General features: G+C 74.3%; 15 protein-coding genes. 6 read left to right on the top strand and 9 right to left on the bottom strand.

The window, feature by feature from the left end:
- Nucleotides 1-67 precede the first annotated feature (67 nt).
- Nucleotides 68-2,092, top strand: a complete 2,025-nt coding sequence (locus ACH4U7_RS00825; protein ID WP_398525885.1) for an AMP-binding protein — start codon at nucleotides 68-70, stop codon at nucleotides 2,090-2,092.
- Here ACH4U7_RS00825 and ACH4U7_RS00820 read toward each other — a convergent pair.
- On the bottom strand, nucleotides 2,022-3,437 hold the full coding sequence (locus tag ACH4U7_RS00820) for a hypothetical protein (protein ID WP_398525884.1): 1,416 nt from the start codon (nucleotides 3,435-3,437) through the stop codon (nucleotides 2,022-2,024). The genes ACH4U7_RS00825 and ACH4U7_RS00820 overlap by 71 nt on opposite strands.
- 18 nt (nucleotides 3,438-3,455) lie before the next feature.
- Nucleotides 3,456-3,980: a GNAT family N-acetyltransferase gene (locus tag ACH4U7_RS00815; RefSeq protein ID WP_398525883.1), complete on the bottom strand. Its 525-nt coding sequence runs from the start codon at nucleotides 3,978-3,980 to the stop codon at nucleotides 3,456-3,458.
- An 82-nt stretch (nucleotides 3,981-4,062) separates the two neighbouring features.
- Here ACH4U7_RS00815 and ACH4U7_RS00810 point away from each other — a divergent pair, with 82 nt between their 5' ends.
- The gene (locus ACH4U7_RS00810; protein ID WP_398525882.1) at nucleotides 4,063-4,527 is read left to right on the top strand and encodes an STAS domain-containing protein; all 465 of its coding nucleotides are present in this window, start codon (nucleotides 4,063-4,065) and stop codon (nucleotides 4,525-4,527) included.
- On the opposite strand, the gene ACH4U7_RS00805 is transcribed toward ACH4U7_RS00810, so the two are convergent.
- The 3 genes from ACH4U7_RS00805 to ACH4U7_RS00795 form a co-directional block, all read right to left on the bottom strand.
- The gene (locus ACH4U7_RS00805) at nucleotides 4,426-5,424 is read right to left on the bottom strand and encodes a sigma-70 family RNA polymerase sigma factor (protein WP_398525881.1); all 999 of its coding nucleotides are present in this window, start codon (nucleotides 5,422-5,424) and stop codon (nucleotides 4,426-4,428) included. The genes ACH4U7_RS00810 and ACH4U7_RS00805 overlap by 102 nt on opposite strands.
- Nucleotides 5,425-5,577: 153 nt before the next feature.
- Nucleotides 5,578-5,829, bottom strand: coding sequence for a DUF6296 family protein (locus ACH4U7_RS00800; protein WP_014173572.1), 252 nt, complete (start codon nucleotides 5,827-5,829; stop codon nucleotides 5,578-5,580).
- Between the two features lie 150 nt (nucleotides 5,830-5,979).
- Complete coding sequence (locus ACH4U7_RS00795) at nucleotides 5,980-7,434, bottom strand: MDR family MFS transporter (protein ID WP_398525880.1); 1,455 nt, start codon at nucleotides 7,432-7,434, stop codon at nucleotides 5,980-5,982.
- Between the two features lie 105 nt (nucleotides 7,435-7,539).
- On the opposite strand from ACH4U7_RS00795, the gene ACH4U7_RS00790 reads away from it, so the two are divergent.
- Nucleotides 7,540-8,241: a TetR/AcrR family transcriptional regulator gene (locus ACH4U7_RS00790; RefSeq protein ID WP_398525879.1), complete on the top strand. Its 702-nt coding sequence runs from the start codon at nucleotides 7,540-7,542 to the stop codon at nucleotides 8,239-8,241.
- A 58-nt stretch (nucleotides 8,242-8,299) separates the two neighbouring features.
- Here ACH4U7_RS00790 and ACH4U7_RS00785 read toward each other — a convergent pair whose 3' ends face one another.
- Entirely contained in the window at nucleotides 8,300-9,016 is a 717-nt protein-coding gene (locus tag ACH4U7_RS00785; protein ID WP_398525878.1) for a 2-oxoglutarate/malate transporter, read from the bottom strand.
- A 59-nt stretch (nucleotides 9,017-9,075) separates the two neighbouring features.
- On the opposite strand from ACH4U7_RS00785, the gene ACH4U7_RS00780 reads away from it, so the two are divergent.
- The gene (locus tag ACH4U7_RS00780) at nucleotides 9,076-9,702 is read left to right on the top strand and encodes a TetR/AcrR family transcriptional regulator (RefSeq protein ID WP_398525877.1); all 627 of its coding nucleotides are present in this window, start codon (nucleotides 9,076-9,078) and stop codon (nucleotides 9,700-9,702) included.
- Nucleotides 9,703-9,733: 31 nt separating this feature from the next.
- Here ACH4U7_RS00780 and ACH4U7_RS00775 read toward each other — a convergent pair whose 3' ends face one another.
- The 3 genes from ACH4U7_RS00775 to ACH4U7_RS00765 all read right to left on the bottom strand — a co-directional run bounded on the left by ACH4U7_RS00775 (nucleotide 9,734) and on the right by ACH4U7_RS00765 (nucleotide 11,463).
- Nucleotides 9,734-10,210 carry a nucleoside deaminase gene (locus tag ACH4U7_RS00775; RefSeq protein ID WP_398525876.1) on the bottom strand — a complete coding sequence of 159 codons (477 nt, stop codon included), beginning with the start codon at nucleotides 10,208-10,210 and terminating at the stop codon, nucleotides 9,734-9,736.
- A 126-nt stretch (nucleotides 10,211-10,336) separates the two neighbouring features.
- Nucleotides 10,337-10,891 (bottom strand): TerD family protein, encoded by a 555-nt coding sequence (locus tag ACH4U7_RS00770; RefSeq protein ID WP_398526427.1) that lies wholly within the window; start codon nucleotides 10,889-10,891, stop codon nucleotides 10,337-10,339.
- Nucleotides 10,892-11,082: 191 nt separating this feature from the next.
- Entirely contained in the window at nucleotides 11,083-11,463 is a 381-nt protein-coding gene (locus tag ACH4U7_RS00765) for a hypothetical protein (RefSeq protein WP_398525875.1), read from the bottom strand.
- A gap of 334 nt (nucleotides 11,464-11,797) precedes the next feature.
- Here ACH4U7_RS00765 and ACH4U7_RS00760 point away from each other — a divergent pair, with 334 nt between their 5' ends.
- Complete coding sequence (locus ACH4U7_RS00760; RefSeq protein ID WP_398525874.1) at nucleotides 11,798-19,336, top strand: SDR family NAD(P)-dependent oxidoreductase; 7,539 nt, start codon at nucleotides 11,798-11,800, stop codon at nucleotides 19,334-19,336.
- Entirely contained in the window at nucleotides 19,333-24,228 is a 4,896-nt protein-coding gene (locus ACH4U7_RS00755) for a beta-ketoacyl synthase N-terminal-like domain-containing protein (protein WP_398525873.1), read from the top strand. The genes ACH4U7_RS00760 and ACH4U7_RS00755 overlap by 4 nt, the downstream gene beginning before the upstream one ends.
- Nucleotides 24,229-24,288 lie beyond the last annotated feature (60 nt).

Here is a 24,288-nt window from a genome sequence, read left to right as displayed (position 1 = left end):
AGCCCGGCCCTGGGCATGATCACAGATCACGCGCAGGGCCGATCCGACGACCGCCGGGGGACACGTCATGCCGCAGGAGCCGCCCACATCCAAGGATTCCGTCTCTCGCCCGCGGCGGTGCGTCCATCAGCTGTACGAGGACCACGCGCGCCGCACACCCGACGCGGTCGCCGTCATATCGGGTTCCCAGCAGTTGACGTACCGCCAACTGGACGAGCGGGCAAACCGGTTGGCCCGCCATCTGCGGGAGGCGGGCCTGCCGCGGGGCGGGCCGGTGGCGGTGTGCCTGGGCCGCGACGCCGAGGTCCTGACCGCGATGCTCGGGGTGCTCAAGGCGGGCGGGGCGTATGTGCCCGTGGAGCCGAGCGCGCCACCGTCGGTGCTGCGGCAGGTCCTCGCGGACCCGGGGCTCTTCGCTGCGGTCACCTGGGAGTCGCTGCGGGTCATGGTGTCCGACACGGTCCGCTCGGGCCGGCCGGTGATCTGCCTGGACACCCAGGCCGAGGCCATCGCCGCCCGGTCCGGGGAACCGCTCGACGCCGGTGTCGGCGTCTCAGACCTGGCGTGTGTGCTGTACACGGCCGGCACGGTCGGGCGGATGCCCCGGGGCGTGCTGATCGAACACCGCACTCTGGCGAGCGCCTATGAGGGATGGCGGGTGGTGTACCGCCTCTCCCCCGCCGACCGCCATCTTCAGACGACCCCTTCGGAGTTCGCCGGATTCACCGCCGACTGGGTCCGCGCGCTGTGCTCGGGCGGCACGCTGGTGCTGGCGGGCCGGGACGAGGACCTGGACCGGGCGGGCGACGCGGCCCCGCTGCACCGGTTGCTCGTCGACCGGGAGATCACCGTCGTGGCGTGCGACGTTCCCACCGTCCGCGGCCTGCATCGGCATCTGCGCTCGCAGGGCGCGGACCTCGCGGACGTCCGGCTGATCGCCGTCTCGGGCGACAGCTGGTACCTGGACGAGCAGCAGGACCTGCGCCGGACCCTGGGGCCGCATGTGCGGATCCTGAACGTCTACGGCGTGACCGAGGCCGCCGGATCGGGCGCGTACTTCGAACTGCCCGACCGGCCCACGGTCACCGAGCACCCCGAGCGCGTCTCGCCGATCGGCACGGCCTTCCCCGGCGCGGCGGTCGCGGTGCTCGGCCGGGGCGGGGCGCCCGCAGCCCGGGGCGCGCGGGGCGAACTGGGCATCAGGGGCCCGGTCCTGGGCCGCGGCTATCGAGACGGCTCTGCGTTCAAGTCCGGTCGGTTCCTGCGCACCGGCGACCTCGGCCGGGTGCGCGACGACGGGGGGCTCGAACACCTCGGCCGAGTGGCCTCGCACGCCGACGCCGAGGCGGTGCTGCGAGGGCATCCATCGGTCGGGGAGTGCCTGGTCACCACCGTCGAATTCGGCAAGGGCCGGAAGACCCTGATCGCCTACGTCACCGCCGTCGAGGGTGCCGAGGTGGACTGGAACGAACTCCGACTGTTCCTGTCCACCCGGCTGCCGTCCGCCCGGGCCCCGCAGACGCTGGCCCGGGTGGCCGCACTGCCCAGAACGCGCTCCGGCAAGATCGACCGGAGCGGCGTTCCGCTGCCGGCGCAGCGCGACGCCACACGGCGCGCGTCGGGCGGGAAGGGGGGCCTGTCGGTCGACGGAGGTGAAGGGGGCGGCATATGGAGCGGCATCGCGGGGATCACGGCACTCTTCTCCTTCCTGTCCTGGATTCTCACCGACGCTCTGTGGCCGTATTCGACCGATCTGTCGCTGGTTCCCCAGCCCTGGGCGGCGCTGTTCACCGGGCTGTACGTCTGTGAGTCGCTGGCCTTCGGGCTGGGGATGGGATTCCTGTTCTGCGCGCGGCCGTTGGTGGCCCGCCACGGGCGCTCCCCTGTTCTGACGAGCGCCGCGCACCTCGCGGTGGCCTGGCTGCTGATCGCGTGGTGGCCGCAGGACAACTACTACCGGCTCGCGGCCAAGACGGACTGGGCGCGGCAGGCCGCCCTCGTCTACGTCTTCAACGTCACGCTCATGATCGCCGGCGCCGTGCTCGTCGCGTTCGTCGCGGCGAAGCCTCGGAAGACGGACCCGACGCGCTGACGCCGGTGTCCAGGAACATCCGGCCCAGGGCCTCGTTGGCCGAGCGCACCACCGCCTCCGCCGCGTCGAGGGTGCCGGTCGTACGGGCCGCGAGCGCCACGCCCACGTACGGGTCCGGCTCGAAGGCCGCGGTCACCACGGTCGGCAGCAGCGTCACCCCGAGCCAGCGGCACTGGCGGGACACCTCGCGGAGGTGGTCGGCCAGCGCCGCGGCCGGGAGCCGGGAGCCCAGCGGCAGCCGATCCAGGGTTCGTACGAGGGGCCGACCGCCCTGGAGCCGGGCCAGCCTGGCCTGGATCATGAACGCCACGGCCGGCCCGGTGAGCCGGAGGTTGATCTCTACGGGGGCGAGCCGACCCGCCCGGTCCATGACGAAGTCGACGTCGTACCAGCCCCGGTAGCCCTCGGCGGCCAGGGCCCGGCCCACGGCCGCCGCGAACCGCTCGGCGACCGCGGCGGGTGCGTCGGGGACGGCCCCCGGGCCGACCGTGACCCCCTGGTAGCTCGTTCCGTCGATGTCCATCACGCCCACGCCGACGGGGTGGACGGCGCCTACGTCGTCGACGAGGGCGTCGAAGGTCAGGTTCCGCAAGGGGCCGGAGCCGTGGACGTACTCCTCGATCAGCACGGCGCCCCGGGCCAGGCGTTTGGCCAGGGCCCGGGCGCCGCCGGCCGCGGCGATCTGGCCGGGCGTCACCACGGTGGTCCCGTAGCCGCCCACCCCGTACTCGGCCTTCACCACCGCCGTGGCCCCGGCGGCGGCACGGGCGGCCAGCGCGCGGGCGGCCCCGCGACGCGATGTCACGCGCTCCTGCGCGGGGACGACGATGCCGGGGTGGGCCGGGGCCAGCGTGCAAAACAGCCGGTGGGCGGCCGCCTTCGACTCATAACGGCGCGTCACGCGCAGCGCCTGGCCAAGGCCGTCCGGTCCGACATCGGACCCGACATCGGACCCGGCCCCGGCCGTCGGCTCAGGTGGGGCGAGCAGCCGCTCGGACTCCGGAGTGCGGCCCCAGGTGATCACCGGCAGCCCGGACCGCCGGATCCGCTCCAGCAGCGCCGGCCTGGACCGCAGCGCCTCGGCCACCCCGCCGTCCTCCCCCGCGACCGCGCCGTACACGGCGATGTCCTGCCACTCCAGCACGCGCGACAACTCGCGCACCCAGAAGTCGTCGGTCTGCCGCGGGAGCACGAGAATCCGCGGGTCGGGGCTGTAGAAGGCGGCCAGGCAGGCGTAGTGGCCCCCGGCGCGCCGCACCGCGGGCGAGCCGCCGGCGAACTGGGCGTTGAAGTCGCCGACGTTCCCGATGTGCACGGCCGGTGCCCCGCCGGTCCACGCCGTCACCCAGGAGGGCTCCGGCAGTCAGGGCCAGGCGGCCAGCAGCGGCAGCGCCCGGCCCCGTATGGACCCGGACGGCGTCTCACCGATCCGCTGTGCGCCCATCGCCAGATAGAAGGACTCGGCGTAGGGGTCGGCCCCGATGATCAGCCGTGTGAAGCCGAGCCGGCCCGCCTCCCGCAGCACATGCCGGTACAGCAGGCGGCCCACTCCCCCGCCGATCGCGTCCGGCTCCACGAACAGCATCCCCAGCTCGCCCTCGGGACCGTCTCCCTCCAGGGTGGCGAAGCCCAGGATCCGCCCGTCCTGCTCGGCGACCGTGGTCCGACGGACCGCCACCTCGCCGGGGTGCAGCCGCAGTTCCTCCCGACAGGCGGCCAGGAACGCCTCGTCGTACCCCCAGTGGCCCTTCGATCTGAGCGCCAGCTCGCTCAGCGCCTCTGCCTCGTCCTCCCGCCCCGCCCGCAGCCGCCGCGCCGCGTCCGCGGGCTCGGCCGCCGCCCTCCCGGACACCGCCGCTCCCGCCCGCCCCGCCCGATCATTCGTCATGTACAGATCCTGCCATCTCGGGCGATGAGTTTCCCCGTATCGGCCGGTCTTCCAGGGAGAACGCACCGAGAGGAGGTGGACGTTGACCGCTCATGACGAGACGCCGGCGCCCCGCGGCCCGGGTCCCGAACTCGCCGGCGGCCCTGGTGACCCTGCGGTGCACGCCCCGGCCGTCCTGGTCCTGGACCCCGTGGTCCGCCGCGCCGAGGTGCCCGGGCTGTGCGCGCGCCTGCGCGAGCTGGCGTCGCACGGCGCGGGGGCCGGTCCGGTCGTCGTGGACGTGGCCGCGGTGCGCGCCCCGGACCTGGCCGTGCTGGAGGCGCTGGCCCGGCTGCAGCTCACCGCCCGGCGCCTGGGCAGCGGGGTCCGGCTGCGCGGCGCGAGCGGCGAGTTGCGGGCCGCCCTCGCCCGATCGGGCCTGGACAGCGTGGTGCCGACGGCGGACCTACTGGGCGGCGACGGGGTCGAGGCGGGCGGGCAGGCCGAAGAGCGGGAAGAGGCGAGCTGTGTCCAGGAAGGAGTTGAGCGCGGTGATCCGGCCGGCTGACACCTCGACGACCTGGAGCGCCCATGGCTCATGGCCGCCGTCCGAGGCGGGGCGGTACTGACCGAAGGCGGGCGAGCCGTTCGCCGCCGTCGGAATCAGCCGTGAGCCGCAGCAGCCTATGCCCTTGCCCAGCAGCCACTGGCGGATATCGGCGTGGCCACGCATCCACAGCGAGTAGGGCGGCATCGACAGCGTCGCGTCCTCGTGGAGCAGGGAGGTGAGGGAGTCGAGGTCGTAGCGCTCGAAGGCGTCCACATAACGGGCCAGCAGGGCGCGCTGCTCCTCGTCCAGCGGCTGGACGGGGTCGGTGGCGCTGATTCCGCTCGTGGCGATGGTGGCCCGCGCGCGCTGCAGCGCGCTGTTGACCGACGCGACCGTGGTGTCAAGCAGCTCCGCGACCTCGGCGGCCTTCCAGGCCAGCACCTCCCGAAGGATCAGCACCGCCCGCTGCCGGGGCGCCAGATGCTGCAGCGCGGCGATGAACGCCAGCCGCACGGACTCCCGTTGGGCGGCCAGCTCGGCCGGATCGCCGTCCTCCGTCACGATGCGGCCGTCGGGGGCCGGTCCGACCCACGCGGTCTCCGGCAGGGGCGGGCCCAGCGGCGAGGAGGCCGTCGCCACGGCCGACAGGTCCATGGGCCGGGCGCGGCGCTGACTGCCGCCCAGCATGTCCAGGCATACGTTGGTCGCGATGCGGTACAGCCACGACCGCAGCGCCGACCGGCCCTCGAACCGGTCGAAGCCCCGCCAGGCCCGCACCATGGTCTCCTGCACGGCGTCCTCGGCCTCGAACGCCGAGCCCAGCATCCGGTAGCAGTACCCGGTCAGCTCCGCTCGGTGCCGCTCCAGCTGCGGCTCGACCGCGGCCGCGCTTTCCGTCGCCGTCACGTCACTCATCTCAAAGCTCCCTGTCGACCCTCCGGTTATCCCTTGGGCGCAAGGTAGTGGCTGGGTCTGACAATCCCCCGTCGCCAGGCCCACCGCCGCCTTCCCCGCGGGCATACGGCCCAGGTGAGACACGCAGCGGGGGACGTGCGGGGCGCATGAGGCTCAGCCGACGGGCCGGGCGCGGACCGTGGAGGAGTGCACCTGATGCCCGCCGCTGGCCAGCATCCGGACCTCGGCGCGGTCGCTTATCTCGGCCCGCACGATGCCGGTGTCGTCCGCGTAGACGGGGTGCCCTCCCGGTCCACTGCTGTCTGTACGGTGCACCACCACGACGTCCTCGGCCACGTCCTCGGCGGCCTGGGCCGCAGCATCCGGATGCACGAAGATCAGCTCATATCTCTCACGACGCGCCATGACACGCCCTCCTGCCACGCCATCCCGACCCACTCCCCAAACCGGGACATTCAACACTATCGAACGGGCCCGAACGCGCAAGAGCGCAACCGATTACACGCTTCAGTTCCGGGATCCGTCAGTTCCGGGATCCGTCAGCTCCGGGATCCGTCAGCTCCGGGATTCGCCGTGCGGGGCGCGGGGCGGGCGCGGCAGCAGCAGGGCGGGGACGAGCGCCAGGGCACAGAAGGCCACGACCCACCAGAAGGTGTCCGCAAACGCCTCCGCGGGGGCACCCGGCCGATCAGCCGTCCGATGCGCCAGGATCGTGCCCAGGACCGCCGCACCGACGGAGGCGCCCACGGTCTGGACCGTGGTGATGGCGCTGGTCGCGCGCGGGATCGCGGCCGGCTCGAGGCCGTGGTACGCGGCCGCCATCACCGGCACGGTGGCGGCGGCCGTGGCCAGGCCCCATACGAACAGCGCGGCGGACAGCAGCAGCTCGCTGGTGTCCGCGCCCATCCGGGCGCAGACCAGCGCGGCAGGCAGGGCGGTGGCGATCCCGGCCAGCACGACCGGGCGGGCGCCGACACGGTCGGTCGCCCCGCCCACCAGCGGCAGGGCGGCCATGGTGCCCAGGCTCTGCGGAATCAGCAGCAGCCCGGCGGTGAGCGCGCTGTGGTCGCGTACCTGCTGGTAGTAGAGCGGCATCAGGATCATGGCCCCGAAGATCGACATTCGGGAGAGGAAATTCAGCGCGGACGCGGCGGCGAAGGGCCGCCGGGCGAACAGCCGCGGGTCCACGACGGGCGTGCCGTGGGTGCGCAGCGCGTGCAGCGTGAACACGGCGAGCAGCACCGCTCCGGCGGCCGTGAACGGCACGCTGGTGCGGTAGAGGCCGTAGGTGAGCGCGGCGAGGGCCGGTGACAGCAGGGCGAGGCCCACCACGTCCAGCGACGACCCGGCGGCCGCGGGGCGCGGGGCGCGGGGAATGCCCCGCCAGGCCAGCAGGACGGCCAGCAGGCCGATCGGCACGTTGACGTAGAAGATCCATCGCCAACCGGGGCCCTCCACCAGCAGTCCACCCAGCGGCGGACCGGCGATCGGGGCCAACTGCGCGGGTACCGCCACGACGCTCATCACCCGGCCGCGCCGCTCGGGCCCGGCGGCCTGGGCCAGGATGGCCATGCTCAGCGGCACGATCATGCCACCGCCGACGCCCTGGAGCACCCGAAAGGCGATCAGGCTGCCCGCCGACCACGCGGTGCCGCACAGCGCCGACCCGGCCGTGAAGACGGTGAGCGCGAACAGCCAGACGTGCTTGGCGCCGAAGCGCTCGATGGCCCATCCGGTGACGGGGATGACCATGGCGATGGCCAGCAGATAGCCGGTACTGACCCACTGGATCACGGCCACCGAGGCGTCGAAGTCACGGGCGAGACCGGCCAGCGCGACGGTGACCATGGTCATGTCGAGCATGGAGGTCAGCGCGCCGACGACGACGATCGCGGCCAGCCGGAGCAGTGCCGCGTCGAGCCGCGCGGGGGCGCGGGCGGGTCCGGCGGCCGGGTCGGGGGAGTCAGGGGAGTCGGGAGATGCGGGAGGTTGCGACGATCGGTCACTCATAGCGAGGGAAACTACACCGTACAGTGTAGCTCTGTACACTGCACCGTGCAGTTCCCCCGTCACGCACCGACCCGCCGCATCCGCGGCCCCAGATCAGGAGCGCCCATGCCCCGCCAGGCCCCCCTCCGCCAGGGCTCGCCCGAGAAGCGCGCCGCCATCGTCGCGGCCGCGCTGCGGATCTTCGTGAGCGAGGGGTATGCGCGCGCGAGCATGGACGCGATCGCCGCCGGCGCGAAGGTCTCCAAGCGCACCGTCTACGACTACTTCGGCGACAAGGAACGCCTGTTCCTGGCGGCCATTGAGGAGACTGAAGCGGCGCAGGAGGAGGGCTTCCAGACACTGCTCGAGCAGACTTTGGACACCGTCGCCGTCACGGCCCCCGGCACCGCCCCGACCGCCCCGGGCACCGGCGAGCAGGGGCCCTGGGCGGCGGAGCTGGAGGCGGCGCTGACCGCGTTCGGCCGGGAGTTCGCGACCGCCGTCCTGCGGTCACCCGTACGGGCGGCGCTGGTCCGGCTGATCAGCGCCGAGGCCGGCCACTTCCCCGCCCTGCGGCGCCGCGCGGGCTCGGTGGGCCACGCGCAGCAGGCCATCGCCGAGCGGCTGGAGCGGTACGCGGAAGCCGGACTGCTCGACATCGCAGACCCGGTGGAGGCCGCCGAGTACTTCGGCCTCCTGGTCACCGGCCGGGTGAACAACCGCTCGCTGTTCGGCACCGTGGAGGTCGACGACGCGCTGATCGACGAGCTGGTGGCCGGCGGGGTGCGGTTCTTCCTGCGCGTGTACGCGCCCGGGCCCCGCCCCTGAGCGGGATCCCGGGCCGAGGCGACGCGCACCCACATCGGCGGGGGACCCTCAGCCGCGGTCAGCCAGGCACGCGAGAGTGCGAGGCCGGGTTGCGGCGGATGAGGGCGGCGCCGTACGCGACGAGCCAGACGACCCACATCAGCCAGCCGACGAGACCGAGCAGGCCCAAGGGGCCGGCGTGGTCGATGACCAGGGGGGCGAGGGTGGCCGAGCCGAACAGCAGCGCGGCCGACAGCAGCCCCAGGGCGCCGTGCCACGACCGGATCAGCCCACCGCGCAGACCGCCGACGGACAGGCCGACGAGGGCGAGGGCCAGGAAGGCGCCGTTGAGGGTGAACAGCGCGTCGTGGAACGCCCACAGCCCCGAGGTCGCGTCGGCGTGGCCCCCAGCCGTCGACGCGAGCGCGAGGCGCAGCGCGATGACCCCGGCGAAGGCGGCGTTCTGCAGCACCAGACCGGCGAAGCCGAGCAGCGACCACGCCTCGCCCCGGTCGCGCTCGGACCGCCACAGCGCGGACACCGCGCCCGCGCCGAACAGCGTGGCCAAGGCCCAGGCGGCGGGGGTGAACGCGGACCCGACGCCGACGATGTCGGCCTTCGTACTGAAGAACTCGTCGACCTCGTCCACGTCGGCGCCGGTGAGGGGCATACCGGCGGGGACCTGGAGCACATTGGCGAACACGATCAGGAAGGCGAAGCCCAGGGCGGCGAAGCCGCTGAGCCGGGAGAAGCCCATCGTCGGCCCGTGGAGCGGCTGCCGCAGTTGACGTATCATATATTCATTATAAGCAGCGTAAAATCAAGTGGAGCAAGAGTGGGCAGGAGAGGCGGGCCATGAGCGCAGAGCCGGGCCGGCGCCGCTATGACTCGGTGCGCCGGACGACGCAGGCACAGCAGACTCGCGCGGAGATCGCCGACGCGGCGCGTCGGCTGTTCGTCTCCCAGGGATGGGCGGCGACCACCGTGCGAGACGTGGCACGTGAGGCGGGGGTCTCCGTGCCGACGGTCTACGCGGCGTACGGGAACAAGACGGGGCTCACCCGGGCCTTGGCCGACGCGGCCGATCTGTCCGCCGACGCGTCGCGGATGCTCGCGGAGTTGGAGGCCCCGGCGGCCGACCCCGCCCGGCAACTCGCGGCGATGGCCGGTTACGACCGGCGGCTGTTCGAGCGCGCGGGCGACGTCATCGCGCTGGTGCGGGAAGCGGGACGCGTCGAGCCGGAGTTGGCGACGGTCTACCGGGACGGCCGCGCGCGGGGTGATGAAACCCGGGTACAGGTGTTCTCGTCCTGGCCGGCCGGTGTCCTCCGGCACGACCTGGACGTACGGTCAGCGGTCGATGTCTACGCGGCGCTGTGCAACATCGACGTCTACACCGTGCTCACCGCGGAACGCGGCTGGTCACCGGACCGGGTCGAGCGGTGGTGGGGCGAGGCGCTGGTAAGGGAGCTGCTCGACTGAGCTCCCTCTTCCGCCCCCGCCCACCCGCGCTTCAGGAGCCGTGAAAGCGGCGGTGCAGTTCGTGTACGCGCTCGGCGAGGGCGGGGAACGGGCCCTCCACCACGGCGCCCGGGACGACCTCCTGGATGGACAGGGTCCGTACGGGAGGGGCCGGGACCCCGAGGTCGGTGAGCCAGGCCGCCAGTTGCCGGGAGGAGCTGGCGTACACGATGCGGCCCAGCCCGACCCAGCCGTGGGCCGCGGCACACATCGGGCAGTGCTCGCCCGAGGTGTAGACGGTGGCCGCGGCGCGCTCCTCGGGGGTCAGATTGGCCGCGGCCCAGCGCGCGATCTCGAACTCGGGGTGGCGGGTGTGGTCGCCGCCCGCCACATGGTTGTGGTCCTCGAAGAGGACGGCCCCGCCCGCGGCGACGAGCACCGAACCGAACGGCTCGTCGCCCGCTTCCAGGGCCTCGGTCGCCAGCTCCACGCAGCGGCGCAGATGGCGCAGATCGGCGTCGTTCGCCATGGCGGCCTCCTCGGGAAGTGATCTTCACGGCATGCTAAAGCCTCGCCGCGCCCGAACGCATCCATGGAAGAGGCCGACCCATCCGCATAGCAGGCCGACCCATCCGCGTAAGGGGCCGGACAGGGGTCAGGAATAATCCCGGCCCATCAGCCCGGCGAATTCATCCGGGTCGGCGTCGAATCCCCGGATCCCCTCGTGGAATTGCCACTCTCCCGAGTCGTTCCGGATGAATTCGGCGATGGTCGCGGCCTTGGCACCCAGCGCCCCGACGAAACCGCTGTTCACCAGTTCGGTGATCCCGTCGGCTATCCGGAAGCTGCAGTTGGTCACGTCGCCGAAGGTCTTGGGACCGCCACCCTGCTGGATGGCGACGCCCACGATCACCCGGGTGTAGGAGGGGGACAGCCGGTCCAGCTCCAAGGTCATGACCTCGTCGGCGCCGAGGCCCTGGCCGGTCTGGCTGTCCCGGTTGAGGGTGATGGTGCCGTCGGGCGACCGGCGGTCGAAGTGCACGAGGTAGGCCGGTTCGCCGTACGCGTCCGCCGCGGTGTAGGTCCCCGCGATGATGTCGAGATCGTGGGCCGGCTGCCCCAGCGGGCTGGGGTCCCACTTGAGCGCCACCTGGACTTTGCTCGGGCCCTTGTTGAGACCGGTCACCTGACTCCCCTTTCCGGAATTGATCCGAACAGAATTCCCGCCTGCCCGGATCCTGCTGCCTCAATCCCGCGCACAACAACGGAGTTGGGATTTTATCAGCGGCATCCGACAGGGACGGCGGGTCACGGGGAGACAAGGCAGCCGGGCCCGCAACGCCCGCCCCGCCCGCACCAGGCGGGACCCGCCCGTACGCGCGGGACGCGCCGGTACGGGAATCAGTGACCGCCGCCGGCCGGGCTCCCCATCCGGCGAAGCTCATGGCGCAGCCGCACCAGTTCGCCATGGCCATCCGCCGAATATGACCCGGTCAACCGCCCCGCCTTGTAGAGCTTGAGCCGGTAAGGGATGGCGCCGGCCAGCCGGAGCACGGCCACGAACGGGGCCAGCAGCAGCCGCAGAAGAAGTTCGGCCAGCCAGAAGGGCAGCATCACCGCGAAGACAAGCAGGAAGGGCAGGGCGATGATCGCGGAGATCGGGTCGTCGCCCAGACCGCTCGGGGCGTGCTCGAAGGCTACTTCCGGTTTGACCCATCGCGGCCAGGCCAGCCTCTGCTGTCGCAGCCGCCACTTGGTTCCGGATTCATCTTTCCAGCGCACCCGGGCACCCTATATCCCGCGCCCCGCCGGGCCGTGGCCGGGGCGTCCCGTCCCTTGGCCGAATCAGCCCGTTCATCGAATGGAAATCGATGATTGACGCACGGATGGGGATTCTGCCCTTGTTTGTCGCGAGCGAACCATTCGCCCACATCGGCCGATTCGGCGTGATCACCGCCCCGGCGGGCGCTTCGCTCTTGACGTTCCATCAGGTCCGTCGTCTAATTTCATGCCTCGCGCCGCCCCGGGCGGAATTCCGAAGCCGTACCTTCGGGTCCACGTGCCGGGAATGATCTCCCTTTACCCCCACCGCTCTGCCGATTCTTTCGGAGACGCCATGAGATCTGCTGACCGGCTCGGCGACCTCGTCCTCGGCATCACTCCCTTCGGGCGGCCGGACGCCAGGCTCGCCGCCGCGGTCAGCCGCGCCGGAGGGCTCGGAATCCTGGACCTGGGGACCGGGGACCGGCGGTCCCGGGAGGCGCTGGAGCGGCTTCGGGACTGGGCGCCCGACGGCCGGTACGGGGTGCGGATCGGCCCCGGCTGCCGACTGGCGCCCGCGGACTTGACGGGGCCCCAGGACCGGGGTGTTGGCGCGGGTGCGGGTCCGGACACGGTGGTGCTCGCGCCGGACTCCCCCTGGGCGGTGGCCGACGCCGTGGGCCGCCACCGCGTCCTCGCCGAGGTCACCGACCTGGAGGAGGCGCTGGATGCCGTACGGGCCGGAGCGCACGGCCTGATCGCCCGGGGTGGCGAGAGCGGCGGCCGGGTCGGGGCGCTCGGCACCTTCGTACTCCTTCAGCAGTTGCTCGCCGAGCCGCGGGTGTCCGTACCCGTGTGGGCCTGTGGCGGGATCGGCCTCCACACGGCCGCCGCGGCGGTCGTCGGCGGTGCGGCGGGCGTCGTGCTGGACACCCAACTGGCGCTGCTCGCCGAATCGGGGGTGTCCGAGGAGACGGCAGCCGTGCTCCGCTCGCTGGACGGCTCGGAGACCGCAGTGGTCGACGGCCGCCGGGTGCTGCGCCGCCGGGTGCGCGATGCGCGCGCCCGGCCGCTGCCCGTCGGTCAGGACGGCTTTCTGGCGGCGCGCTTCGCCGAGCGGTACGGCGATGTCGGCCGGGCCGTACGCGCCGTGGCCGAAGCCGTACGGGATGCCGTACGGGACGACCGCGCCACCGCCGCGCTGCGCCCGGGCTCCCCGATGAGTGTCGCGCTCGGCACCCGGCTGCCGGTGGCGCAGGGGCCGATGACCCGGGTCAGCGACCGGGCCGGATTCGCCTCCGCGGTCGCCGCCGAGGGCGCCCTGCCGTTCCTCGCGCTCGCCCTCGCCGGACGCGAACAGGCCCGCGCCATGCTGGTGGAGGCGGCGGCCGCACTGGAGGGGCGGCCGTGGGGGGTGGGGGTGCTCGGCTTCGCTGCCGAGGAGATCAGACAGGCCCAGCTCGAGGCCGTACGGGAGATCCGCCCCAGCCACGCGATCATCGCGGGTGGACGGCCCGCCCAGGCCGAGGCGCTGGAGAAGGCCGGGATCGCCACCTTTCTGCACGTCCCTTCGCCGGGGCTGCTGGGGCAGTTCCTGCGGTCCGGCGCCCGTCGGTTCGTGTTCGAGGGCTCCGAGTGCGGCGGACACGTCGGCCCGCGCCACAGCTTTCCGCTGTGGGAGGCCCAGATCGCGGTGATCGAGGACTTCCTGGACGGGGAGGGCCGGGGCGGGGCGGGTGCGGGTGGGACGGGTGGTGGCGGGGCTGGGCGGAATGGGGCGGCGGCCCCGATCGAGGTCTTCTTCGCGGGCGGCGTCCACGACGAGCGGTCCGCGGCGATGGTCGCCGCCCTCGCCGCCCCGCTGACCCGGCGCGGTGTCCTGGTCGGCCTGCTGATGGGGACCGCGTATCTCTTCACCGAGGAGGCGGTCGCCCACGGCGCCGTCCAGCCGCTGTTCCAGCGCCAGGTGGTGGCCGCGCGGCGCACCGCGCTGCTGGAGACCGCTCCGGGGCACGCCACCCGCTGCGTCCCCAGCCCGTTCACCGAGGAGTTCGGCGCCGTCAAGGAGCGACTGCGCGGGGAGGACGTCCCGGAGCGGCAGGTGTGGGAGCGGCTGGAACGGCTCAACGTCGGTCGGCTGCGGATCGCGGGCAAGGGTGTCGAACGCGGCCCGGGCGGCGGGTTGGTGGCGGTCGGCGAGGAGCGCCAATATCAGGATGGCATGTTCATGGCGGGTGACGTGGCGGTGTTGCGCTCGGCCACCACCACCGTCGCCGCCCTGCACCATTCCGTTGCCCCGGCCGCCGCGGACTTCTTCCGCCGTGCGGCGGCCGCCCTGCGCGAGCGCCTGGGCGTGGCCCTGCCCGGGCGGGCGGAGCGGGAGGCCCCGGCGCCGCTGGACGTGGCCGTGGTCGGGATGGCGTGCATGTTTCCGCGCGCCCCCGATCTCGCCACGTTCTGGGCCCATGTGGTCGGCGGCGTCGACGCCGTGACCGAAGTGCCCGTCGAGCGCTGGGACCCCGCCGTCCACTACTCCCCCGACGAGGCTCACGACGCCACGGCGTCCGCCAATGCCTCGGCGTCCCCTGGCGCCACCGCCTCCAAGTGGGGCGGCTTCCTGCCCCCGATCCCCTTCGACCCCTTGCGCTACGGCATCCCGCCGGCGTCCCTGGGCAGCATCGAGCCGGTACAGCTGCTGGCGCTGGAGGCGGCGCGGCGCGCCCTGGAGCACGCCGGATACCAGGCGGCGCCCGGTGAGGAGCGGGGCGGCCCCGGGAGCTCGGGTGGCCGGGCCTTCGACCGCTCCCGTACGTCGGTCGTCTTCGGCGCCGAAGCAGGCAGCGATCTGTCCAGCGCCCAGACGCTGCGCGCGGTACTCCCCTCCTACTTCGGCACGGTGCCCGAGGGGCTGGCGGAACAGCTGCCCGAGCTGACCGAGGACTCCTTCCCCGGCATGCTCGCCAATGTCATCGCCGGGCGGATCGCCAACCGGCTCGACCTCGGCGGTGCCAACTACACGGTGGACGCGGCCTGCGCCTCCTCCCTGGCCGCCGTCGACATGGCCTGCAAGGAACTGGTCAGCGGCACCAGCGATCTCGTACTGTGCGGCGGCGCCGACCTGCACAACGGCATCAACGACTACATGCTCTTCTCCTCCGTGCACGCGCTGTCCCCGACGGGCCGCTCGCGCACCTTCGACGCCTCGGCGGACGGCATCGCGCTCGGCGAGGGCGTCGCCTGCGTGGTGCTCAAGCGGCTGGCGGACGCCGAACGCGACGGCGACCGCGTCTACGGCGTGATCAAGGGCGTGGGCAGCTCCAGCGACGGGCGGTCGCTCGGGCTCACCGCGCCCCGGCCCGAGGGCCAGCGGGCCGCGCTGGAGCGCGCCTACCGCAACGCCCGGATCTCCCCCGCTGACGTCGGTCTCGTCGAGGCCCACGGCACCGGCACGGTCGTCGGCGACCGCACCGAGCTGTCCATCCTCACCGAGGTGTTCACCGCGGCCGGGGCCACGGCCGGCGGCTGCGCGCTGGGCTCCGTCAAGTCGCAGATCGGGCATACGAAATGCGCCGCGGGCCTGGCCGGTCTGGTCAAGACCGCGCTGGCCCTGTACACCGGCGTCAAGCCGCCCACCTCACACCTGCGCCGCCCCAACGCCTCCTGGGACGCGACGAGCAGCCCCTTCGCCTTCCACACCGAGGCCGCACCCTGGGTGGCCCCGCCCGCCGAGCGGATCGCCGGGCTCAGCGCCTTCGGCTTCGGCGGCACCAACTTCCACGTCGTCCTGTCCGCCCACGACGCCGGTCCACCCCCGGCCCACGCCCTGGACGCCTGGCCCGCCGAGCTGTTCACCTTCCGCGGCACGGACCGGGCGGCGGCCTTCCGCGCCGTCGAGGAGACGCTGGCGCTCGCCGAGGCCAACGAGGCGGCGGGGTCCTCGTGGCGGCTGCGCGACCTCGCCCTCGCCGCCGCCACCCGCTCCGACGCCGGTCAGGGCCCGGTGTGGGCCGCCGTGGTGGCCACCGCCCCGGACGGGCCCGGCGAGCCGGCGGCACTGCTGCGGCGGGTGCTGGCGGGGGAACACGACCCGGCCGCGGGGATCTATCTGGCCGGGGCGGCGGACTCGGCCGGTCTGGCGAGGCGGACCGGTACGGAGGGTACGACCGGTCCCGAGAGGCCAGCCGATCCGGACGGCGGTGGCGACCCGGCCGGTCGCGCCATCGCGGAGAGCGGTGGTGGCACATCCGCCGACGACGGCGCGGGGCGAGGCCCCGGTCTCGGCGCCGGCAAGGTCGCCTTTCTCTTCCCAGGACAAGGCAGCCAGCGGCCCGGTATGTTCGCCGACCTGTTCGTCGCCTTCCCCGAACTCCACGGCCACGCGCGGCTCGCCGGATCCCACGCCTCCGCCCTCCATCCACCGGCCGCTTTCGACGAGCCGGGACGGGCCGCCCAGCGGGCCAGGGTCACCGACACCCGGGTGGCCCAGCCGGCGCTCGGCGTCGTCGGCCTGGCCGCGCACTCGCTGCTCGTGACGGCCGGAGTCCGCCCCGACATGGCCGCCGGGCACAGCTATGGCGAGTTGGTCGCGCTCTGCGCGGCGGGCGCGCTCGACCCGTCCGCGCTGTTGGAGCTGAGCGCCGAGCGGGCGTCCGCGATCCTGGACGCGGCGCAGGCCGCGGGCCCCGAGCCGGGCGCCATGGCGGCGGTGACCGCGAGCCGCGAGGACGTCGAGCGCGTCCTGCGCCACGGCGGCCTCGTCGGCCAGGTGGTGGCCGCCAACCACAACGCACCGCGCCAGACCGCGATCTCGGGGCCGCGGCAGGAGGTGGACACCGCGGTCGGACTGCTGCGGGAGGCCGGATATCCGGTGAAGCGGCTCGCGGTGGCCTGCGCCTTTCACAGCCCGCTGGTGGCCACGGCCGGCGAACGGTTCGCCAAGTCCCTGGCCCGACAGCCGATTCATCCGCCCGAGTACCCGGTCTGGGCGAACCGCACCGCCACCCCACACGGCAGCGAGCCCGACGCCATACGCGCGGAGCTGGCGGCCCAGATCGGCGCGCCGGTCCGCTTCGTCGAGCAGATCGAGGCCATGTACGAGGCGGGGGCCAGGATCTTCGTCGAGGCGGGGCCCGGCACCGTGCTCACCCGGCTGGTGGGGGAAATCCTCGGCGACCGTCCGCACCGCGCCATCGCCTTCGAGGGGCGGCGCGTCGGCGCACAGGCCGTAAACGCCGTCGGAGTCGGCGTCGGAGTCGGTGGCGGGGTCGGGGGCGGGGTCAGTGCCGGTCCGCGCGGGCTGTACGGCTTTCTCGACACTCTGGCTCAACTGGCCGTCGCCGGGCTGCCGGTGCGTACCGGCTGGATGTTCCGCGGCCGCGACGCCGTGGACGCCGGCCGCGCGGCGGCGCCGAAACAACCCGGCTGGACGGTGGACGGGCAGCTGGTCCGTACCGCCGCGGGCGAACTCCTGCCCGGCGCGCTGGCGCCGGCCCGACGTGTCGAGGAGGCGACGGTGAGCCAGACGGACCGGGACGCGCTGATCCTGGAGTTCCTGAGAACCAGCCGGGAGATGGTGGCGGCCCAGCGCGATGTGCTCCTCACCCATCTCGGGGCCACGCCGGGGGCCAGGCCCACCAGTCCCGTCGCGCCCGCGGTACCGGGGGTGGCCGGAGCGGTGGAGGCGGCAGCGGCCCTCCCGCCACAGCCCCTGAGCGGGCCGACGCCGACGCCCATGCCGACACCACTGACCATGCCGACGCCTGCCGGGGCGGCAGCAGCCGTGGAGCCGGTGGCGGTCACCGAGGCGGACGTGGCCCGTATGGTCGCGCAGATCATCAGCGAGCGCACCGGATACCCGGTCGACATGATCGAGCCGGACCTCGACCTCGAGGCGGATCTGAGCATCGACTCGATCAAACGGGCCGAGATCGCGGGCGAGTTGGCGGCCCGCCTGGGCGTGGGCGGCACGGGCGGCAGCGGCGCGGCGGCGCTCGCGGACGAAGAGCTCGAAGAGCTGACGAAGGCCCGTACCACCGCCGCGGTCACCGCCTGGCTCACCCCTCGGCTGACGGACGACGCGGCGGCGACCGACCATACCGACGCCGGGCCGAACGGCATCGCCACGGCCGTGGGGCCCGGGCCACAGGCCACCGCCGGGCCCGGGGGCGCCGGTCCACACGACGACAGCGGCCCGACGGCCACCGGTCCTGAGGAAGCCATCGAGTCCCCGGCAGGCGCGCCACCGCCGAACGGCCCCGCCACCACCGGCCCAGAGGCCACCACCGGCCCAGAGGTCACCACCGGCCCAGAGCCCGCGCGCGGCCCCGAGCCCGTGGCACGCGGGCCACTCCCCAGCAGCCCCGCCGTCAGGGGCGTGGCGCCGAAGCGGATGCTGCTGCGGTCCGTGCCGCTCGCCGGGGGCGCGGCGCTCGGCGAGCCCTCGACCGCCCTGTCCGGCAGGCGGTTTGTGCTGCTGGGCGATGACGAGCCCCTGGCCGGGGCCGTCGCGGAACGGCTGCGGGGGTGCGGCGCCGAGGCCGTGGCCCTGGCGGGCGGGCACCTTCTCGGCCAGGGCGACGGTCCGTCCCCCGGCCACCGCTGGGAGGTACCCCCTGACGGGGTGATCCTGCTCCAGCCGTCGGCCACCTCCGGCGCACCCGTACTGCCCGCGGCGTTCCCTGTACTGCGGGCGGCCCTGGCCCGCGGGCCGAGGTGGCTGTTGGCCGCGCGGCGGGCGGACCCGCTCGACGTCGGGACGGCCGGGCTGCACGGCCTGTTCCGCAGCGTCGCCCGGGAGTACCCGCGGACGGTGGCCACCGTCGTCGACCTCCCCGCCGACGCGCCCGCCACCGCCGTCGCCGACGCGCTGCTTGCGGAGGTGTTCGCCCCGGACCACCCACCCGTCGTGCTGCGCACCGCCAACGGTCGGCACGGGCTGGAGCTCGTGGAGAGCGGCTTGGGCGTTCTCGGCGCCTCGGGCGCGGGGCCCGCCGGGGACGGGGCGGCGGAGGCCGCGGCCATCGGCCTCGACCGCGATTCGGTGGTCGTGCTGGTCGGCGGGGCGCGAGGGATCACCGCACGGTGTGCGGCGGCCCTCGCGGCCGCCACCCGCTGCCGTATCGAACTGCTCGGCCGCACCCCCGTACCCGCCGGGCCCGAGGACCCGGCCACCGCCGGGGCCCGGGACGAGGCCGCCCTGCGCACGGCGCTCGCCGCGGGCGGCGGCCGGAGACCCGCCGAGATCCAGCGGGAGGCGGCCGGGATTCTGGCGCGACGTGAAGTGGCCGCCACACTGCGGGAGCTGACCGAACTCGGGGCCCAAGCGCGCTACCGGTCGGTCGACTTCCGTGACCCCGACGCGGTGCGCCAGGCCGTCAAGGAGATCCACGCCGACCACGGCCGACTGGATGGCGTCGTCTACGCGGCAGGGGTGATCGAGGACCGGCTGATCGAGGAGAAGTCCGCCGAGTCCTTCCAGCGGGTCTTCGACACGAAGGCGGGCGGCGCGCGCTCGCTCCTGGACGCGCTGGAGGAGCTGCCCGGCGGACCGGGCGGCAGCCCTGGAGGGCCGTTGTTCGCGGTGCTCTTCGGCAGCGTCTCCGCCGTCCTCGGCAACCGCGGCCAGGCCGACTACGCGGCGGCCAACGACGCGCTGGAGACCCTCGGCGCGCGGTGGGCGGCCCGCACCGGCCGCCGGGCGCTGACGGTCCATTGGGGGCCCTGGGCACCCACGGGCGGGCACACCGGGATGGTCAGCCCCGCGCTCGCGCGCGAATACGCGAGGCGTGGCGTCGAGCTCATCGACCCGGAGGAAGGGGCGCTGGCGCTGCTGCGCGAGCTCGCCTGGGGCGAGGAGTCCGACCGGGCCGTCGTCTATACGGCGTCGAGCTGGTGACCGTGGCGTACGACGACGAAGGCGGCGGCCGCAGACCCCCGGTGGCGATCGTCGGGATGGCCGTGCTGCTGCCCGGGGCGCCGGACCTGGGGACGTACTGGCGCAACCTGGTGACCGGCGTGGACGCGATCACCGAGGTCCCGGCGCAGCGGTGGGACGCCGAGTTCTACGCCCCCAGAACCCCCAGAACCCCCGGGGTCCCCGGGGACCCCGGAAACGGGCCCGGCTCGGCCACCGCCGCCGACCGGGTGTACTGCCGCCGTGGCGGATTCGTCGACGGGCTGGCCGAGCTGGAGGTCACCCGTTTCGGGATCATGCCCGCCTCCGTCCCGGGCACCGAGCCCGACCAGCTGATCGCCCTGCATGTCGCGGCCGCGGCCGTCGCCGACGCGGGCGGCGAGGAGCGGCTGCCCGACCGGGGGCGGGTCGGGGTGGTGCTGGGCCGCGGCGGCTATCTCACGCCCGGTCTGGTCCGCCTCGACCAGCGGGTACGCACCGCCCACCAGCTCGTACGCACGCTCGGCGAGCTGCTGCCCGGCCTCGGCGCCGACCAGTTGGAGCGAGTCCGGGCCGCGTTCACCGAGCGCCTGGGCCCCGACCGCCCCGAGTCGGCCATCGGCCTGGTGCCCAACCTCGCCGCCTCGCGGGTGGCCAACCGGCTCGATCTGCGCGGCCCCGCGTACACCGTGGACGCCGCCTGCGCGTCCTCGCTCGTCGCCATCGACCAGGCAGGGGCCGAGCTGGCCTCCGGCCGGTGCGACGCGGTGCTGGCGGGCGGGGTGCACCACTGCCACGACATCACCCTGTGGAGCGTCTTCGCGCAGCTGCGCGCGCTCTCACCGAGCGAGCGCATCCGCCCCTTCCACCGCGAGGCCGACGGAATCCTGATCGGCGAGGGCACCGGCGTCGTGGTTCTCAAACGGCTGGCCGACGCGCGGCGGGACGGCGACCGGGTGTACGCCGTCATCAGGGGCACCGGCGTGGCCGGCGACGGCCGCGCCGCGGGCCTGGTCAACCCGGACCCGGGCGGCCAGACGCGGGCCGTGCGACAGGCGTGGCGTACGGCCGGGCTTGATCCGCGCGAGCCCGGCTCGCTCGGGCTGCTGGAAGCGCACGGCACCGCGACGCCCGCGGGTGACACGGCGGAACTGGCCACGGTGACGGAGGCCTTCGGCGCCGCGACCGGCGACGGCGCCGACCGCGCCGTGATCGGGTCGGTGAAGTCGATGATCGGCCACACCATGCCGGCGGCCGGGGTGGCGGGCCTGATCAAGGCTGCCCTCGCGATCCACCACGGCCTGCTGCCGCCCACCCTGCACTGCGACGACCCGCACCCGGCCCTGGCCGCGACCCGCTTCCGCCCGATCGCCACGGCGGAGCCGTGGGAGACGGGGCGCGGCGCGGGGGTGCGCCGCGCGGCGGTGAACGCGTTCGGGTTCGGCGGGATCAACGCGCATGTGGTGCTGGAACAGCCGCCGTTGGCGGCCGTTCGGCCCCCGTCGCCCCCGAGGCCCCGGACGACGGCCTCGGCGGTGCCCACGGAGCCGGGTGTCGACGCGCCCGCCGCCACGGCCGGCCCGGCGGCCGACAGCACGGCTCTTCAGCAGCCTGTGGCAGCCGCCCCTGGCACCACGCCGGGGGGTACTGCACCGGGGGCCGCACCACACGCCGGGCCACGCAGGCCCGACACCACACCGCCGGCCGAATGCCCCGCCAGCTCCCCGGTGATGGCCGGCAGGCCGGGTGCCCGGGTGCCCGACGCCACCGACGGCGCGGCTCCACCCACCACATCCACCAGGCCCAGGGCCCAGGTCACCGAGGCGGAGCGGGTACTCGCGGTGGCGGCCGAGACGCCGGAGCGGCTGGCCGCGTGGCTGGCGGAGGAGGATGACGCGGCGCTGCGGGCCACCGCCACCGTCCCCGCCTCGGGCCGGGTCAAGCTCGGCATCGTCGGGCCGACCGCCAAGCGGCTGGCGCTGGCGCGGCGCGTGGTGGCGAAGAAGGCCTCGTGGCGTGGGCGCAACGACGTGTGGTTCACGCCCGATCCGCTGCTGAGCGAGCGCGCGGCGGGCAAGCCGGGCCGGGTGGTCTTCGTCTTCCCCGGCCTGGAGGCCGAGTTCGCGCCGCGCGTGGACGGCGTCGCCGAGTATTTCGGGCTCTCCCCCGCCACCGTCGGGGCGGCCGACGGACGCGCCCCGGTCGGTGACATCGGCCGCCACGGTGTCGGCGTCTTCGCCGTCGGCCGTCTGCTGGACCGCGCGATGCGGCGGATGGGGGTGGTGCCGGACGCGGTGGCCGGGCACAGCGTCGGCGAATGGACCGCGATGGTGTCGGCCGGGCTGTACTCCGGCGCCGCGGTCGACGAATTCCTCGGCTCGTTCGACCCCGACGCGCTGCGCGTGCCCGGGCTGGCGTTCGGCGTACTGGGCGCCCCCGCCGAGCGGGTGCTGGCCGCGCTCGCGGAGGGCGCGGACGGTCGGGTCGTACTCTCCCACGACAACGCGCCGAACCAGTCGATGGTGTGCGGGCCGCGGGCCGACGTCGAGGCGTTCGTACGGCAGTTGCGTGCCGAGGGGGTGATCGGGCACGTCCTTCCGTTCCAGTCGGGCTTCCACACCCCGATGCTGGCGCCGTACCTGGGGCCGATCAGAGCCGCCGCGGAGCGGTTCGAGCTGTTTCCGCCGCGCGTGCCCATCTGGTCGGGGACGACCGCGGCGCCGTATCCGCCCGACGCGGCCGGGGTACGGGAGCTGTTCGTACGCCATCTGCTCGAGCCGGTCCGTTTCCGGCTGTTGACGAAGGCGCTGTACGAGGCGGGCTTCCGGGCGTTTGTGCAGGTCGGCCCGGGGCAGCTGGCCTCGCTCATCGGTGACACGCTCCAGGGGGCGGAACATCTCGCGGTGGCCGCCGACTCGCCGCACCGCGACGGCGTCGCCCAGCTGCGCCGGGTGGCCACCGCCCTGTGGGTGGACGGGGCCCGGGTGGACCCGTCCCTGCCGCGCCCCGCCACCGTGCCATCCGCTGTCTCGCCGAAGCCGGTACGGCTCGATCTCGGCGGCGCGCTGATCTCCCTGGACGAGCGCCACCTCCCCGCGCTGCGCCACGCGTTGGCATCCGGCGCCGCCGCCTCCCCCAGCGCCGACGTTCCCGCCCTCCGGGCCGACGCCGTGTCCGCGCTGGACGCGGTGGCGGGGCGGTTTCCGGTGGCCGCGGAACTCGGCGCGCTGCTGCGCGAGACGGCCGGTGCCGCGGCCGAGCTGATCACCGTCGCGGACCGCGCGGGCGGACCGTCGGCCCCGTACGTCCCGCCAGTCCCGCCAGTCCCGTCAGCCCCCAAGGCCGCCGCACCCGCGCCGACGACCTGGCGCACCGTGCTGCGGGTGTCCACGGACACCATGCCGTACCTGCGCGACCACTGCTTCTTCCGGCAACGGCCCGGCTGGCCCGACGAGTCGGACCGGTGGCCGGTCGTTCCGGCGACCACGATCGTCGGGCACCTCATGGACGCGGCGGAGCGGACGGCCCCCGGGCGGCGGGCGGTCGCGGTGCACGGTGCGCGGTTCGGCCGGTGGGTGACCGCCGCGCCGCCCGCCGAGGTGCCCATCACCGTGACGCCGTCGCCCGACGGCCCGGACCGACTGGCCGTGGACTTCGGCCGCAGCGCCCAGGGCACGGTGGAGCTCGCGCCCCGCTTCCCGAACCCGCGCCCCGCCCCCTGGCCCGCCGACCCGGCCGCCGAGGAGGCCCCCGCCCATACCGCGGCCGAGCTGTACAGCAGGCGCTGGATGTTCCACGGCCCGGCGTTCCAGGGAGTCAGCGAGATCACCGCGATCGGCGCGGCGCGGGTGCGCGGCACGATCACCACGCCGGCCGCGCCCGGCGCCCTGCTGGACAATGTCGGCCAGCTGCTCGGCTACTGGCTCATGGCCACCCGCACCGAACGGACCGTGGTCTTCCCCGTCGGCATGCGGCACATCCGCCTCTTCGGACCGCATCCGCTCCCCGGCACCACGGTGGAGTGTGTGATCAGGGTCGGCTCGCTGACCGACACCACGCTCGAGGCGAATGTCCAGTTGCTCATCGACGGGCAGGTGTGGGCCCAGATCGACGGCTGGCAGGACCGCCGTTTCGACAACCATCCGAGCACCCGGCCGGTCGAGCGCTTCCCCGAACTCAACGCGCTCTCCCAGCCGCAGCCCGGCGGCTGGGCACTGCTGCACGAGCGCTGGCCCGATCTGGCGTCGCGCGACCTGATCATGCGCAACCACCTGGCCGGCGCCGAGCGCAGGACGTACGAGCGGCGGGCCCCGCGCGGCCGGCGGCAGTGGCTGCTGGGCCGGATCGCGGCCAAGGACGCGGTGCGGCAGTGGCTTTGGGCGCGTGGGGAGGGGCCGGTCTTCCCGGCCGAGATCCAGGTGTGCGAGGACGCGCGCGGCCGCCCGTACGTCCTCGGGGTGCACGGCCGGACGCTGCCCGGGCTGGACCTCGCACTGGCGAGCCGGGCCGAGGCCGGGGTGGCCCTGGTGGTGCCGCGGGCGCCGGACCGCGACCGCGAGGACTCCGGGCCGGGCCCCGGCATCCATATCGAGGAGATCACCGGACTGGACACCGCCGCACAGGAAACCGCGGCCCTCCGCGCGGCGAAAGAGGCGGTCGCCAAAGCCGAGGGCGTCGAGGGCATCGGGGGTGTTGGGGGAGTCGGGGGTGTTGGGGGTGTCGGGGGTGTCGGGGGTGTCGGGGACGAGAGCCACGGGCGGCTGCTCCAAGTGACCACGGTCGCCGGGCGGCCGCGCCGCTACCGGGTGCACAGCATGCGTACGGCCAACCCTCCCGGGTTGCCCAGCAGGGACTACGTCGTGGCCTGGACCACCGGCCCGGCGGACGACGAGTGAGGAGACCGAACCGTGAGCAGGGGGCACCTCCCAGCGGTAGCTGGCGGAGCACGCGCGGCC

The organism is Streptomyces sp. NPDC020845, assembly GCF_044334165.1.
Lineage (GTDB): Bacteria > Actinomycetota > Actinomycetes > Streptomycetales > Streptomycetaceae > Streptomyces.
Note: the sequence above shows the minus strand (reverse complement) of the source record. Positions and strands in the feature narration are given on the sequence as shown.

What these genes read in the sequence shown, in the direction of transcription:
- ACH4U7_RS00825 (WP_398525885.1), top strand. Translation starts at nt 68, where the DNA reads ATGCCGCAGGAGCCGCCCACATCCAAGGATTCCGTCTCTCGCCCGCGG.
- ACH4U7_RS00815 (WP_398525883.1), bottom strand. Translation starts at nt 3,980, where the DNA reads ATGACGAATGATCGGGCGGGGCGGGCGGGAGCGGCGGTGTCCGGGAGG.
- ACH4U7_RS00805 (WP_398525881.1), bottom strand. Translation starts at nt 5,424, where the DNA reads ATGAGTGACGTGACGGCGACGGAAAGCGCGGCCGCGGTCGAGCCGCAG.
- ACH4U7_RS00800 (WP_014173572.1), bottom strand. Translation starts at nt 5,829, where the DNA reads ATGGCGCGTCGTGAGAGATATGAGCTGATCTTCGTGCATCCGGATGCT.
- ACH4U7_RS00795 (WP_398525880.1), bottom strand. Translation starts at nt 7,434, where the DNA reads ATGAGTGACCGATCGTCGCAACCTCCCGCATCTCCCGACTCCCCTGAC.
- ACH4U7_RS00790 (WP_398525879.1), top strand. Translation starts at nt 7,540, where the DNA reads ATGCCCCGCCAGGCCCCCCTCCGCCAGGGCTCGCCCGAGAAGCGCGCC.
- ACH4U7_RS00785 (WP_398525878.1), bottom strand. Translation starts at nt 9,016, where the DNA reads ATGATACGTCAACTGCGGCAGCCGCTCCACGGGCCGACGATGGGCTTC.
- ACH4U7_RS00780 (WP_398525877.1), top strand. Translation starts at nt 9,076, where the DNA reads ATGAGCGCAGAGCCGGGCCGGCGCCGCTATGACTCGGTGCGCCGGACG.
- ACH4U7_RS00775 (WP_398525876.1), bottom strand. Translation starts at nt 10,210, where the DNA reads ATGGCGAACGACGCCGATCTGCGCCATCTGCGCCGCTGCGTGGAGCTG.
- ACH4U7_RS00760 (WP_398525874.1), top strand. Translation starts at nt 11,798, where the DNA reads ATGAGATCTGCTGACCGGCTCGGCGACCTCGTCCTCGGCATCACTCCC.